Raw genomic sequence first — 14,427 nt, forward strand, 5'->3', positions numbered from 1 at the left:
GGAAATCCGCGCCACATTACCGCAAGCAAATCCCGCTTGCGTCTATAACCTATTTAATCTATACTTATTCTATTGTAATGGCAAGGGATTACTTTTAGCCTTCAAGCGGCGGGATCCCCCCATTCAAGAGAAACGGGCGACCGGCTGTGACAGCGCGTTTCAATATCACGGACAACAGGTAAGGAATCATCATCGTGCCCATTATATTTCCTGTTGCCGGCGGCAAGGGCGGCATCGGCAAAAGCTTTATTTCCGCCAATCTCGGGTGGCTGCTGGCGAAAGAAAACAAAACCGTGCTTCTGGCGGACCTGGATCTCGGCAGCGCCAACCTTCATACCATGATGGGAATCCAGGATCCGGGCACGGGTCTGAATCACTTCCTCAACAAAACATCGTCTGACCTGATGGAAACCATTATTCCCTGTCAGATTCCGGGGCTTTCCCTGTTGAGTTCCAAAAAGTGTTCCATGGAGGCCGCCAACCTCCCCTTTCCCCAGATACAAAAGATCATCAACGCCATTACCCGCCTGCCGTTCGATATCATCTTTCTCGATCTGGGGGCCGGCACCCATTTCAACACCCTGGACTTTTTTCTGACCTCAACGGATGTCATCCTTATCTTCACCCAGGAACCGACATCCATCGAAAGCGGCATCCGGTTCATTGAAACGGTCTACTACCGGAAAATCAAGCACCTCTTCAAACAGAACCACATCAACGCCATTATCAAAAACACGGATAACCCGTCCGCGCCGTCCCTTTCCAACATCATCAACCTGCTGGCCGGCGGCGCTCAGAACGACAGCCTGGACCTGCGTCAGTGCCTGGAAAAAATTTCCTTTAAAATCATCATCAACCAGGCCCGGCATCATAACGGTTATCAGGTCGGTGAAGCCCTGGTCAAGCTCTGCCAGCGTCACTTTTACTCTCGTTTTGAACTGATCGGCGTCATTGATTACGACGAAAAGGTCCTGGACGCCATTGTCGCCAAGCAACTGTTTGTAAAAAAATTCCCCCGTTCCCGCACGACCTATGATCTGGTTAAAACCGCCCATAACCTGGTTTCCGTCCGGAACAAAACCGCGGTTCCGCCGATAAAGTCTTTTTGTGACCGCAACTTTTACGAAATTCTGGAAATCCATCCCGAAACGCTGTCGGTTGACGTGCGGCAGGCCTATCAGAGCATGAAATCCCTTTACCGGGACATCCCCATGGTCACGGACGCGTTTTTTACCTCCGAAGAACGCGATAGGATTCTGGAGACCATTGACGCCGCCGGAGAAGTGTTGAGCGATCCCAACAAAAGAACCGAATATGATCGTCTGCTCTCCAAGGGCCATCCGATCACGGTCAATGGCGGCGACAGGGGGGTGGGAAGCCGTTTGCCGGAACACGATCCCGTTACGGCACCGCCTGAAAAGCCGCCGGAGTCAGCCCCGCCCCAGCCGCCTAATGTCAATGAATCCGAAGCCATGCAACTGATTGAAAAAATATCCGCCCAGCAGATCATTTCAGGCCTTGACCTGAAAACACTGCGAAACGCCTGGGGAATCAGCATGGAAAGTATTTTTGAAAAGACCCGGATCGGTGTCGCCACCCTGAAAATCATCGAAGAAGACCAGTTTGACGCCTTACCGCCGCTGATCTATCTGAAGGGTTTTTTAAGGGCCTATGCCCAGGCCCTTCGTCTTCCGGCCGGGACGGTAGTGGATGGTTATCTGAAAAGTATTGGACAAAAAGACCGTAAACGGCCGGATGCCAGCAGAAGATAACGATCGAAACGGGCCGGGGTGCTGGACCGGACGGAAAGGTCAGAAGCGTCCGGGTTCCTGCCGGTCCTGCTCCGGCATGACGCTATCCAGGTATTTGGGCTTTTTCACCATTTTCCTCAGATTTTCAAGCGTCTTGTAGGGTGTGTCCTCAAAAAACGTTTTAATCAGCCACAGGGGGATGCTGCCGCCGGCATCGGCGCAGATCGTATAAACCACCTGCGTTTTTTCTCCGTCGATCGCGGCCAGCGTCCATTGGCCTCTCATGAATGGGAGGCGGATCATGTCACGGGTATCGGCCCGGTCGTCAATGGATCGGGCACCGGAAACATCATCGATCCCAAAAGCAACAACGATCTGCTTTCGTGAATTATCCGCCATTTTCCTGGAGCTGAAGACGGCATAGCGGTCTTGAAACGGCCAGGGGAAGTCGGCGATGTTCATTATAATTTTTCTGCCATCGGGCAGGTCATCGATCACGCCGGCCGACAGGCAGAAGGGAAACCATTCGACCGCGGCCGGGATGTCATCCAGCACGGCCGATACGCAGGAAATCCCGGCATCAAGGAGAATCTCCGCCCTGTATTCCCTCAAGGTGGAGTCAGGCACCGGCCTGGCATATACCCTGATATCGTGCTTCTCCAGAAGCAGATCCCACGGCCCGTCATCGGCTGATGTTGCCATCGCCAGGCAGCAAAGCCCCAGAAAAAAAATAAAGCAAATGAGCCTTGGTTTCATTAAGCCCACATCATGCCCCTTGCCGGATAATCAAACATAACCCGGGCTTGTAGCACTATTCGAATTCACCTGTCAAAACATTTCCTGGATCGGCGTCTTGCGCCCGAATCGCCGGCCAGCCGGTCATGCGCCGAATTGCCCTTTGGGAGATCCGGGTGAATCGTGCTATGCGCCGTTATCCTATTGACGAGACGGAATCATGTGAATATAATAGAAAAATAAAAATTCTGGTGAGTTCCGACACGGAAACAGCAAAAAAACAAACTATCTACCGGCAGGAGTCCGATAATGCGCTACGTTATAAAAAAGCTGATTGTTCTTGTCTGTTTGCTGACCTTCATGATGACTATTTTTTATACCGGTGCGGTCGCTGAAGCGGTTCAGCAGCAGATGATGAATCCCACACCGGCCGATACCTTTATCGACGCGCTTTTCTACCGCCCCATCGGCCTGGCGCTTATTCCCCTTGGTGCCGCCCTGTTTGTCATTTCATTGCCGTTTTCCGCCATCGGGGGAAACGTTCCGTCGGCGTTTCATAACCTGGTTGTGGCTCCGGCGGAATACACCTTCTGCCGGCCGCTTGGCGAAATTTAGACCGCTTTTACAAATCAAACAAAAAAGGTCAGTTAGCATCCTGGGCATCGGGATTTCCGGACTCTTGCGGCGCCTGAAGACGATACCACTCCCGGTAATTCCCGGCGATCCGCATCAGCGTCTGGTGATCCCCCTGCTCCAGCACCCGGCCCTGCTCCATAACAATAATTCTATCGGCGTGGCGAATCGAAGCCAGACGATGGGATACCAGAATGGTGGTTTTCCTCTGCTGTTTACGTTCAGCGGCGATTTGCCGCAAGATGCGCTTTTCCGTCGGCGCATCCACCCAGGAAAGGGCTTCATCCATCATTAATATGTCCGCCTTTCTGATCAGTGCCCGGGCCAGGGCAACGCGCTGCTTTTCCCCGCCGGACATTTTTCCACCCCGTTCCCCGATAAGCGTGCGGTAGGCTTCCGGGAGCCGGGAAATGAAATCATGGGCGCCCGCCAGAACCCCGGCTTCAACTATCCTGCCCTCCCCGGCCGCAGGATAACCATAGGCAATGGCCTCGGCCGGGGTGGCCTGGAATATTCCCGGATCCTGAGGGACGCATCCGAACAAAGTCTTAAGCGCCGTCAGATCCAGATGTCTCAAATCGTGTCCATCCATCAAAACAGCGCCCCGGGTCGGGTCATGAAGCCGGATGAGAAGTTTCAGCAGGGTTGATTTGCCGCATCCGCTGGGGCCGGCAATGGCAACGGTCTCTCCTTTGGCGATGGTCAGGCAGATATCGTTCAATACCGGGGTTTCCGTATCGGGATATCGGAAACAGACTTGCCGAAGTTCAATTTGGCGTTCCAGTGAAGAGAGGATCAGGCCATCCGGCGGGGACGCGACCGCCGCCTTGCTGTTCAAAAAACCGAATATTTCATTGGCGCTGACAAGCCCCGTCAGCATCGAAAGATACCACGAGCCGAGATTTGATATGCTGCCATAAAGGTAATAAGCGGAAGCGATAAAAATGGTCAGACCGCCGACGCTTAACTTGCCCGATGCCACCTGATGCGTCCCCAGGATGACCAGCACGACAACGCCCGCGACCTTGATCAACTGGGTTACCGGCGACAGCAGAGACATGAACTTATAGGTGTCAAGGGATACGGCCCTCAATTTTTCGTTCATCTTTTTGAATCGTTCTTTTTCCCTTTCCCCGGCGGCGAACATGGAGATAATTTCCAGATGAGACAGGGTCTGTTCCGCCATGGTATACAATTCCGACCGGACCCGGTTGGATTGCCCGGCATTACGGGCGACCATTTTTCTGAAATATCGAAAGAATATCAGGCAGGGGACCAGCAGCAGCAGAACCAGACCGGCCAGAGGTGCGTGCACGGAAAAGAGGACGATAATCAACGCCGGTATCCTGACCGCTTCTGTCACCAGACTCCCGGAGGTAGACGTAATCATCTGCAGCATGACCTGGGAATGATAAAACAGGATCGTCATCAAATCACCGACGGTAAACCGGTTCTGGATGGCGTCGGAAAGCTCGTGGATCTTGGCGTAAATCAGATTCTGAACGCGGTTGCTCATTCCGACTTCGATATAATGAAACAACCAGCCGCTGGCATAAACAACAGCGGATCGCACCATGAGCAGCCCCGCGGCCGCAAAAGCATACCATTGCAGTTCCGGCAGGTGATCGGCGGCAAAACCGCTGTTGATGATTTTCTTAAACAAAAACAGAAAGCCCAGATCAGCCGGCACGCTGACCAGATTAAGCATGCAGGTCAGCGCCAGCAGGCCGGCATAAGGACGGCCGAATCTCATGGTGGCGATGAAAGTTTTCACCATACTGGCGTTCATCTCTGCCGGCCTCCCGGAACCATGGATGCCAGCCCCTGAAAAAGTTTTATCGCCAACCGCATGTGGCGGTTAGGATAATACAGCCAGTAGCACCCCATCGGTTTGCCGGGATACAGTTGTTTCATCACCTGCCGGGAAGGGAAGAAGGTGTCCCGCAGGTAAGCCATCAGGTCGCGGGGAGACTTCATCATCAACAGATAATACAATTCACCTTCATTCGGCAGGCGCAGTCCGGCTCTTGAGACAAACCGGGAAAAAGCCGCGGCCCGGCGGGAAATTTCCAGCTCGCCAATCGGGTCCGGATTCAACCGCCGGGGCCATGATTCAGCGCATTTAAAAAGCAAAAAAAGCGGCAGGGACGCGCCGGCTTCTCCGGCATCGGCCGCCAGTCGGCGGGGAGAAGACGACAACTCCGGAAACCGGTCGAAAAGTAGAAACATATCAACGATCCAGATATCTTTTGAAAAACCGTGTTTCATGGCGTTGGCGGCCAGGCACAGCAGGGCGTCGAAGGGAGAAGGCATGACCAGGTGACTATAACCCGGAAAGGCGGCGGCCCGGGACAGCAACGTCCCGGTGTTCAACGCCAGCGCTTTCCGGCGGGCGGGGATCCGGTCCGAATGCGTTATATCGCCATGCAGGTCGATAACCATCGGTCCCCGATGCCATGTCAGGGGATAATCCGGCCGCCGGGAAAAACCTATTTGATTTAAAACGGGAATCAATGCCTGCCAGTGTATTTCCGGCACCAGCAAATCAATGTCATCCATGGGACGGAGCCCCATGCCTCCGTAAACCATTGCCGATATGGCCGCGCCCTTCCAGACCAGGCAGGGAATACCGGTTTGCTGGAGAGCATCGTCCAGTTCCCGCAGTGTTTTTTGGATCTGCAAATTCCGAAGCAAGGTGCTGAGATAGCTTTCCCGTAATAAAGACGACAGCGGTTTCCGCGATACGGGGGGGAGGCCGTCATCGGTTACGGCTTCCGTCATGAGGCGCAGGTCCGGGTGCCGCGGGTCCAGTTTCAGCAGTCGCCGCCATAGCAGCGGCGCCAGTCCATGACGGCAGGCGTAATGGACAAGTTCGTCCGTCAGGGGCATTGTTCCCGGCGGCTCGTCGGTATTATCCGAATCGAGCAATGCCGTCAGGCACAGCCATCGCAGGTATCGAATTTTGTCCATTCTTACTCTTCCAGAGGCAGAGCCCCGCCCATTGCCAGGTACCGTCTCAGGCAGGCGTCCGGGGCGGGATGGTTCACCTGACCAGTCATGCTGTAGGCAAGGCCGGCACAGTTGCCGGTACAATAAGGGATGTAAAGGCAGTCCGAACAGAACGGGAAAGAAGACAGTGGCATGTTATTCCGGCTCCTCAGTTCATTGAGCAGCGGGCTGTGGCGCCAGACATCCGGCAGCGCATCGTGATTGATGCGTCCCAGTTCCATATGGGCCAGCATGGTGCAGGGAACGATCATCCCGTCGGACCGCACCGCTATCTTATTATGATAGCAACCGCATCCGGTTAATCTTCCCCGGCCGGGCATGGGCGGCCGGTTATCCGCCCGGGCCTTTTCCATTTCGTTCCAGTATGTGGCTTCGGCCAGCGGACCCGCTGAAGAGGTTATCCGGTCACTATACTGATTCTTCAGTCGCCACAATGTCCGCATGGCCTTGCCGCGTTCGTCAACGGTCAGCAGGATATCATCGGCGTTGAGCCGGCATGTCCCCAGATAGGCCGCTGAGTTAACGCTGAAACCGGTCAGGTTCAGATCATTGAGGAGAAACGAGGCCATGTCCTCCAGCACATCAACGTTCAATTTCTGGACCGTTACCCGGGTAGTGACAGTAACGCCATGCCGCTGCAATATGCGGATTCCCCTGACGGCCTCGACAAAGCTGCCCTGCCCCCGGCAGCTGTCGTGTATGGCTGGCCCGTTGCCATCCAGAGACACCTGAATGCCGTCACAGCGCCCGGTACCGGCAATCAAGGCGGCCAGCGTGTCGTCGATCAGCGTGCCGTTGGTGAGAATGGAAAACCGCATCCGGCAGCGGACAACCCTTTGGATCAGGTCGGCAAAATCGTCCCTGAGAAACGGTTCACCCCCCTGGAAGGTGACATGCAGGACCGACAGGCGGCCGAGTTCCTCGAAAAAATTCAGCCATTCCGTTGTTTCAAGATCCGAATATACCACCGCGTCATTGCCGAAATAATAACAATAACGGCAGGACAGATTGCAGCGGGAGGTGATTTCAGCATCAACACTCACCGGTGCGCGCAGGCGGGGTGTCATGGGGCCATCCTCACGCGGCGTGGATCCGGCAGAGGCGACTATCGATCGGACAGGCTGTCGACTCATCTTCCCGGTTGGCGCCGGCTGTCAGCCCGGGATAACGACGGCGGAAGTGATCAATCAGGATTTCCGGAGATAAAATCAGACTGAAAACGGATATGCCGCCAGCATGGACGATTTTGCCGTTTACCAGACGAATTTCCGCGATCGGTTTCTCGGACAAAACCAGCCAGGCCTTGCGGGAATCTGGTTTGGCGTTAAAAACATAGCAACGGGATCGCGCCAGCAGTAACCGCCCGATTCTGTCAACCGGGAAAACGGCTCTGGTTAAAGCCATCAGAACTGCTTTGATAAAACGCCGCAGGTCCATGATATTCAGGTTCAGGCGGGATAAAACCGCCTGCAGGCCAGAGCGACCAACGATGCGCATCTCCTCCTTACGGCCGGCCCGTTGACTGGCGCAGACCCTGCCCCGATAGTTGGCGGGTGTCAAATAAAACGCGTCCGGCCGGACGGCATTGTCCCCTTTTAAGAGGCCGTAACAAACGCCTCCCTGATAACGCCAGCCGATAAGACGATGAACGACGGTACACGGCGGATTGTCCGACTCCAGAAGAACCACATCGCCGATACCCAGAGACTCGAACGGTGCTGGTCTTACCCGGATAAAATCCCCGGCTTTCAAAAAGGGGGACATGCTGGTCCCGGCAACAATCCAGGTCATATCTTTGGGGTCCGGATAGGTCATCAAGCGCGCGCCCCGCTGCCAGGACCGCAGGGCGAATTCCCGTTTCCCGGGCCGACTGTGGCACTATTGCCGGCCGAACAGGCATTGGGATCAGTCGGGGTACCTGAAGCCGAACTCCCGGTACTGCATGATCCGGAGCCTCCGCCGGCATTGTTGCCCAGCGGACTGCAATAGCTGACGCCCAGGGCCTGCTGATAAGCCGTCTGGATATGAATCAATTGCGGGGATTCATATTCCCGCGGCCAGTCCATCTGTCCTTTTTTGATTGTCATGCTTCACCTCCATTTGAGGCTGTTTTCCCATCATTTGAAAAAAATCATCGCCTTTGCGCCACTGCAGCCTGGCGACCGGGCATTGGCTGATCAATGCCCGCCAGAAATCGAACACGGAGACCGCGCTTTCCGGGTCCATAAAGGTAAAAAAATGGGTGGACGCTTTCAGCAGCCGGTCGATAGCTTCCGTCCGGGAGACAGTCCCCAGTCGCGTTTCCCCGCTTTTTTCCAGAAGGTACAACTCGGTCAGGGGGACCGGTTGCTGATGCCAGGCCCATTGATGCTTACCCCCGCCCGGCCGCTGGCGGAAAGGCGTTGGATATATCGTATAGCCATCCTGCCGACGACGGATCACCAGGCCGTCATCGGCCAGTACCGTACCCGGTGGCGACTGCATTGAAAGCGAGGTCTTGCCGTTGCCGGAAGAAGCCGCAAACGCATAACCACCTTCCCGGTATTTCAATCCGACCGCATGCACGACCACTCCTTCGAGGGTACTCAGTGAAAGGGAAAGAAGGCACATGACCGCATTCATGATGGTGATGGTTACCCGGATCAGCCATAATTTCTCTTCATCCGGTTCTTCCGCTATCGGCGGCCTCTCCATTAATAATATCCAATTATTGCGGCTTAAGTCAAACAGCAGGAATCCGGTCTCCAGAGGGACGCATCCGGGGCGATCCGGTTGTTGTAAAAACAATTCAAGCCACGGCGTAATGGCCGGTTGCGTCAATACCGTCTTCAAATCGGTCAGCCTTTGGCCCTCCCAAAGACGCCGTTGAAGCGCTGTCGCTCTTCGCAGGATCAGATCGATCCAGGCATCGGCAGGAGCCGCACCGGCAGAGGATTCGGTAAAGCGGTCGGGAGCAGAACCGGAGAGAATAATGTTCAAGGTCAGATCAGCCTTACCCTCTCCTGTTAGACCGAAATCGGTCATTCGCCGACGGAATATCGTCAGCAGCGCATCCAGTCCGGGTTCGCCCCTGATTTCCAGGGTTACGTCGCCGATGCTGCAGCAGAACAACTGTTTATCAACTTTATTAAGAGCCATATGATCGATCGATATCTTCAGGATACCTATTCATTGACCAACCGGCTTTTCGGAAAAAGCCCGGCATTATAAGCTTCCTGGCAGATCCAGTAAGGGCCCATGAGATCTCGGGACTGTTCATAAGCCAGAGCTCGGCACTCACCCAGGCAGATCGCCTTGAGGATACATTGCGCGCATACCCCTTTTAAATGACGGGGGAGGCCCTGTCGCAAGGCCGCTATTAAAGGCGCCCGGTGCCAAAGCTCCGCCAGGGGTTCGTTAAAAATATTGCCGATGACCAATGAAGCGTCTATATTGCCCACGCCGCAGAAGGACAAATCCCCGTTCGGGAGCAGCCCCAGGATATGATGAATTCTGCATACGGAAAACTGACGCTGTCGAATCACCGCCAGGGGACGAAAAGCCAGCGGGAGCGAAAAGGCCACACCGCCGGGAAAATCAGTCATGGCCCGGCTATTCCAGCGATCGGTCATGGCCAGCAGTTCCGGGACCGTCAGACAGGCGTCTCCGTCCAGATTACTGCCCCGGCCCATCGGCTGGACCGGATTGATTTTCAGGGATTTGGCCCCGCAATCCCGGGCAAGTTTAATAATTGCCTCCAGGTCGGAAAGATTGCCGCGATGAAGGCAGGTAATGATCTGGACCTGGAGGCCACGTTCGGCCAGCAGCTTCAGGCCTGATATTGTCCGTTGAAAAGCGCCCCGCACGCCCCGGAAATCGTCATGGATATCCGGCCTTGACCCGTCCAGGCTGACGGAAATCGAAATATCCTTCGGGTATTTTAAAAGGTCGGCCATGGCCTCGTCGATCAGGGTAGCGTTGGTTTCCATCGTAATCGAAAGCCTATGATCCGCCGCAGCCTTTAAATATTCCGGGAAACCGGGATGAAGCAGCGGTTCACCGCCGGTAAATTTCACCCACCTCATCCCCAGCGATCCGGCCTCATCCAGCAGGCGGGAAAACACGTCCGGCGTAATCCCCTGCCCCGGTCCGGAGTTATTATCCGCATGCGAGCCTGAATCCGCCCGCTGCCAGCAATGCCGGCATTTTAAATTGCAGGCCCGGGTCACATGAAAAATAAGCGTCTCAAGCGCCGGTATGTCAGAGTTGATCAACGTTCGGCCTTACGGTATGCCCGTTATCAATCACCGGAATAATATATGTCAGAAACAAGCGGGTTTTATTGGCTCGACTCGTCAGCCCGGGACCCGGCGTATCCCATATTGATCAGTTCCTGAAGAAACGATTGGACCTGCTGCTGAATATTCGAAGATGGAATATCAGGGTAGCGATCACTGATCATCGATATAATCGCCCCGGGTGAATGAGAACCGTCCAGAAGTTTCCAGATCACAGCGCCCATAAGGTTGAGGCATTTTAATTCACCGCTATCCGGATCGAAAAGAAACGAGCCCTCGTCTTCCTCCCGGAACACAATATCAGGATTAGCCAGCAACGGCCTGTCGTCATTGATCGCCATATTATTTACTCTCTTTCCCACCCGAAGCCAGCCGCCGTTTTCAGCGTCGGCGCCAGGAATACAATGCCGGTAAAAAACCAGAATGGTTCCATGATCCGGACAATGATAAAGGTATTGGCCCCCAGCGCGTGAACCAGCAGTCCGGCGGTGCCGGCAATATAGCCGGCACACAATCCCCGGTAAAAAGAACTGTCCGTCAATCGAAGACTATTGAATGCCATTTTGAATATCGAATAAATCAGAAAAATAAAAAAAGACAATCCCACCACCCCGGATTCAACCAGCACGCGGGGGAACTGTGAATCGATAAACCGATGCCCGGTGATGCCGTACCCCAGTATCGGGCGCTTTGTCCAGTCGGCTATCGCCTGTTTGGCGGAAAGAATCCGGGCGGAAGTCGAAGGGTCCAGCCGTATTTTTCCCAGTGAAACCTGGGCCTCACTCTGGGGAGTCTGTCGAAAGGTATAAGCAACTCTTTGTTTAACCACGGCCGGCAGAAAAAAAGGACTCATCGCCATCATGACCAGGACAAACGCCAGCAAAAATCCTTTTTTTCTTGTAAAAAGAGAAACGACGATCAGCATGACCGGCAGGGCCAGATAAGAAACCCTGGATTGGGTGAAAAGAAACGGCGGGATGATCACCGCGGCCAGCAACACCACCATTCTTTTAAGATTGTAATTATCGCTCAGAAGAAACAGGCCGGCCGTTATGGCCAGCATAAACATCAGGTATCCGCCAAAGGTATTGGGCTCGCCGCTTTCCCCTTCAAAGGGGGCGGTGACCCGGCCGCCGCCGGGTATCTGGAAAAGACCGACAAGGGCCACAATAAAACAGGTTACCAGCAGAAAATAAACCATTCGCCTGGCCTGGTCATCGGTATGGACATAATTGACCACCATGAAAAAAACGATGAAATATTCAAAATATTTTAAAACGAAAAACATGCCTGTTTTGGGGTCGACATTTCCTGCCATGATGCCCAGGCCCGTCGACAACACACACACGAACAAATAGATGAACAAAGGTTTGTTCAGCGGCGTTTTCAGAAAAAGGCCGATATCTTTGTAAACCGCGTTGCGGGCGAACCAGCCGGCGCCGATAATAATCAGTAAAAAATCTTCAAACCGGAGGGTAACCCCCCGCCCGAGAGAGCTGCCGCCAGTGGATCCGGCCACAAACTCGGGCGACAACAGCATGGAAAAAATCAACAGGTAAAGGCTGAATTCAACATTCAGAAAAGAAATAAAAAAAATGAACAGCGCCACTATTCCCAGGAAAAGATGCCAGGCGGAGAACTGGGTAACAGCGTATCCGGCGAAAAGCGCCAGAGCCAGAAACCCTATGGCCGATAATAATGTCCTCAAGACATGTTCCAGAACAGGCTGATCAGCAGCAGCAGGATCACCAGCGTAATCGCGGCCACGGCCGCTTTGTTCTGGGAGACCAGACTGATCAGGGAACCGATCTGCCCCATCCCGGTCGCCGTCTGATGATTTCTATCATTCGGCTCCTGGTTCTCGCTGTAATAATATTTGGAATGATATTTCAGGTATTCAGGGCCGATTTCAGGCCTGACGCTGTTTAAAATAACGCCCACCACATTGGCACGCACCGCCACCAGCGTATCCTTGGCGCGTTTGAGAACGTTCCGGGCGATCCTTCCGGCGGTATATACGATAATGACCCCGTCCACCAGGGTGGCTACCTGGCTGGCATCGGCCACGGGAAGCGTCGGGGGAACGTCGACAATAATAAAATCATAGTAGGGATAAACCGTCTGGATAAACGTTTTAAACTGCTCTGAATTCAGTATTTCGCCGGGATTATCCACCTTAGTGCCGGCGGTGACCACATGGAGATTATCCAGTCCCGGCGTTTTTAAAACATCATCAATCTCCAGCTCACCCACCATCATATCCGAGATGGTGCTGGTTATCTCTTCAATCCGGCAATTGCCCAGCACATAATCGGTCAGTCCGGGTTCACGGTTAAGGCCGAAAACCTTATGAAGGGACGACCTCCTGAGATCGGCTTCGACCAGCAGCACCTTCTGGCCGTTTTGAGACAGCGATACGGCCAGGTTCACGCAGTTTAATGTTTTTCCTTCCTGCAGGTAGGAACTGGTGACGATAAAAGATTTGATTTTCTTCTCAATGTTCAGAAACTGCAGATTGGTTCGCAGGGTTCGGAACGCTTCGGCAGCCAGGGATTTGGGGTCATAATGGGTAATCAGATCGGCATTTTCTTCCTCGCCTGTGTCCGTATCCGGGCGGGCCTCTTTTCTTTCCAGAAACATGGAAGGGATAACACCCAGAACGGGAACTTTCAGCAGGCTCTCCAGATCCTCAATGGTGCCCATGGACGTATCAAACGCTTCCAGGCCGAACGCGCCCACGAATCCGACAATCAACCCCAGGAGAAGCCCGGTGAAAACGATCATTAGCTTGGAGGGGATGTTAAAAGGCCCGGAAGGAATTAAAGCGGGCTTGACGATACTGACATCCGCCATGGTTCCCGACTCCTGGATCAGCAGGTTCTGCTGTTTTTCCTGAAGCTGGGAGTATAATTTATCGGCTAAATCGACACTCCGTTGAAGTTTAGCCAGTGTCTGGGCGTTTTCCGGCAGGCGGTTGCTTTGCGCCAGCAGATCCTGTTCTCTTTCAGCCAGCTTTTCTTCCTGTTTGATCAGATAGTCCTTTCGGGTCTGGAGCTGATTGCCGGCCTCATCGATAACGGTGCGGATTTTGCCCTCCACCGCCTTTACCTGAGGGTGCTCCGGCGTGAACTGCAGCAGCAGCTCTCTCCTTTCCAGCCGCAAGGCTTCAAACCGCTGCTGCAGGGTCGGAAACATGGCATCTTCCCTGCCGCCGGGAAAAACAATCTCGGCAATGGTTTCATAGGATTCAAACGTATCCGCGCCAAAAAGCGACTGCGTTTTTTCAATCCACTTTCTTTCCTCCCGGACCGCGTCAAGATCTTTCCTGGCCTCGGAATAAAGCCGCAGAAGCTCCTGGGTCTGGGTGTCAATGGAAAAAATGGAATTTTCTTCCTTGAATCGCTGCAGGTCAGTCTCCGCCTGCTTCATTTTGGATTCCGTCAACGCCATCTGCTGTTCAATAAAGGTGCGGGTCTCGTTGAGCTTCTTGTTCCCTTGGGCAATATCATACTCCTGATAGGCGGCAGCCAGGGCATTGGCTATGGCTGCAGCCTCTTCCGCGTCCCTGTCGATAACGGTAATATTGATGATATTGGTGCCGGGTTCCTGCTCGGCGCTGACCTTGGATTTCATGCCCTGGATCGTGGAAAAATGTGCCTTGCTGGCACGAACGTCGTTCATGGTGAGATCCCGCGGCAGCACCCCCATCTTCTGTACGGCCACGAGGATAACCGGGAAACTGGTAATCGTATAGGCGTGAGTGGTGATGTCTTCCTGGGGAATCCAGAAGCCGCCGCTCATTTTGGAGCGGTTCTCGATTTTGATGGCCGAACCGGCCTTGTATAGAGGCTGAGGCTCTTTGAACCGGGCAAAACCGTAGCTGAAGACAACGATAGCCGCTGTTATAACAGCGATCACCGACTTCCGTTTTCTGATAATTCTCCAGTAATCCCGGAGATTCAGATCATATTGTGTCATTGAAATTTATCACCTGTATATATTGATTAATATGAAAGAATCTT

Annotated in this window: 13 protein-coding genes; 2 read left to right on the forward strand and 11 right to left on the reverse strand. The window is 53.8% G+C overall.

The features are described from left to right. The first annotated feature begins 194 nt into the window (after positions 1-194). Positions 195-1,772: a helix-turn-helix domain-containing protein gene (locus AB1724_08060; GenBank protein MEW6077749.1), complete on the forward strand. Its 1,578-nt coding sequence runs from the start codon at positions 195-197 to the stop codon at positions 1,770-1,772. Positions 1,773-1,811: 39 nt separating this feature from the next. Here AB1724_08060 and AB1724_08065 read toward each other — a convergent pair whose 3' ends face one another. Then, entirely contained in the window at positions 1,812-2,453 is a 642-nt protein-coding gene (locus AB1724_08065) for a hypothetical protein (protein MEW6077750.1), read from the reverse strand. 342 nt (positions 2,454-2,795) lie between these two features. Between AB1724_08065 and AB1724_08070 the strand changes: the two genes are divergently transcribed. Next, a complete protein-coding gene (locus AB1724_08070; GenBank protein MEW6077751.1) occupies positions 2,796-3,101 on the forward strand; it encodes a hypothetical protein in 306 nt (101 codons plus the stop codon). A gap of 28 nt (positions 3,102-3,129) precedes the next feature. Here the strand turns inward: AB1724_08070 and AB1724_08075 are convergent, their stop codons facing one another. The 10 genes from AB1724_08075 to AB1724_08120 form a co-directional block, all read right to left on the reverse strand. After that, complete coding sequence (locus AB1724_08075; GenBank protein MEW6077752.1) at positions 3,130-4,908, reverse strand: ABC transporter ATP-binding protein; 1,779 nt, start codon at positions 4,906-4,908, stop codon at positions 3,130-3,132. Beyond that, positions 4,905-6,089, reverse strand: coding sequence for a nucleotidyltransferase family protein (locus AB1724_08080; GenBank protein MEW6077753.1), 1,185 nt, complete (start codon positions 6,087-6,089; stop codon positions 4,905-4,907). The genes AB1724_08075 and AB1724_08080 overlap by 4 nt, the downstream gene beginning before the upstream one ends. A gap of 2 nt (positions 6,090-6,091) precedes the next feature. Next, entirely contained in the window at positions 6,092-7,195 is a 1,104-nt protein-coding gene (gene scmE, locus AB1724_08085; GenBank protein ID MEW6077754.1) for a SynChlorMet cassette radical SAM/SPASM protein ScmE, read from the reverse strand. Between the two features lie 10 nt (positions 7,196-7,205). Next, entirely contained in the window at positions 7,206-7,943 is a 738-nt protein-coding gene (locus AB1724_08090) for a hypothetical protein (protein MEW6077755.1), read from the reverse strand. Beyond that, positions 7,943-8,215, reverse strand: coding sequence for a hypothetical protein (locus AB1724_08095; GenBank protein ID MEW6077756.1), 273 nt, complete (start codon positions 8,213-8,215; stop codon positions 7,943-7,945). The genes AB1724_08090 and AB1724_08095 overlap by 1 nt, the downstream gene beginning before the upstream one ends. Next, a complete protein-coding gene (locus AB1724_08100; GenBank protein MEW6077757.1) occupies positions 8,172-9,266 on the reverse strand; it encodes a hypothetical protein in 1,095 nt (364 codons plus the stop codon). Before AB1724_08100 ends, AB1724_08095 begins: the two co-directional genes overlap by 44 nt. A gap of 26 nt (positions 9,267-9,292) precedes the next feature. Beyond that, the gene (locus tag AB1724_08105) at positions 9,293-10,381 is read right to left on the reverse strand and encodes a radical SAM protein (protein ID MEW6077758.1); all 1,089 of its coding nucleotides are present in this window, start codon (positions 10,379-10,381) and stop codon (positions 9,293-9,295) included. Between the two features lie 65 nt (positions 10,382-10,446). After that, positions 10,447-10,746 (reverse strand): PqqD family peptide modification chaperone, encoded by a 300-nt coding sequence (locus AB1724_08110; GenBank protein MEW6077759.1) that lies wholly within the window; start codon positions 10,744-10,746, stop codon positions 10,447-10,449. Positions 10,747-10,751: 5 nt separating this feature from the next. Continuing rightward, entirely contained in the window at positions 10,752-12,113 is a 1,362-nt protein-coding gene (locus AB1724_08115) for an O-antigen ligase family protein (protein MEW6077760.1), read from the reverse strand. Continuing rightward, complete coding sequence (locus AB1724_08120) at positions 12,110-14,383, reverse strand: AAA family ATPase (protein MEW6077761.1); 2,274 nt, start codon at positions 14,381-14,383, stop codon at positions 12,110-12,112. The genes AB1724_08115 and AB1724_08120 overlap by 4 nt, the downstream gene beginning before the upstream one ends. Positions 14,384-14,427: the final 44 nt, after the last annotated feature.

It is taken from the genome of Thermodesulfobacteriota bacterium (assembly GCA_040753795.1).
Taxonomy (GTDB): domain Bacteria; phylum Desulfobacterota; class Desulfobacteria; order Desulfobacterales; family Desulfosudaceae; genus JBFMDX01.

Coding starts and splice junctions, on each gene's coding strand:
- AB1724_08065 (MEW6077750.1), bottom strand. CDS start 2,453: ATGGCAACATCAGCCGATGACGGGCCGTGGGATCTGCTTCTGGAGAAG.
- AB1724_08070 (MEW6077751.1), top strand. CDS start 2,796: ATGCGCTACGTTATAAAAAAGCTGATTGTTCTTGTCTGTTTGCTGACC.
- AB1724_08075 (MEW6077752.1), bottom strand. CDS start 4,908: ATGAACGCCAGTATGGTGAAAACTTTCATCGCCACCATGAGATTCGGC.
- AB1724_08080 (MEW6077753.1), bottom strand. CDS start 6,089: ATGGACAAAATTCGATACCTGCGATGGCTGTGCCTGACGGCATTGCTC.
- scmE (MEW6077754.1), bottom strand. CDS start 7,195: ATGACACCCCGCCTGCGCGCACCGGTGAGTGTTGATGCTGAAATCACC.
- AB1724_08090 (MEW6077755.1), bottom strand. CDS start 7,943: ATGACCTATCCGGACCCCAAAGATATGACCTGGATTGTTGCCGGGACC.
- AB1724_08095 (MEW6077756.1), bottom strand. CDS start 8,215: ATGACAATCAAAAAAGGACAGATGGACTGGCCGCGGGAATATGAATCC.
- AB1724_08100 (MEW6077757.1), bottom strand. CDS start 9,266: ATGGCTCTTAATAAAGTTGATAAACAGTTGTTCTGCTGCAGCATCGGC.
- AB1724_08110 (MEW6077759.1), bottom strand. CDS start 10,746: ATGGCGATCAATGACGACAGGCCGTTGCTGGCTAATCCTGATATTGTG.
- AB1724_08120 (MEW6077761.1), bottom strand. CDS start 14,383: ATGACACAATATGATCTGAATCTCCGGGATTACTGGAGAATTATCAGA.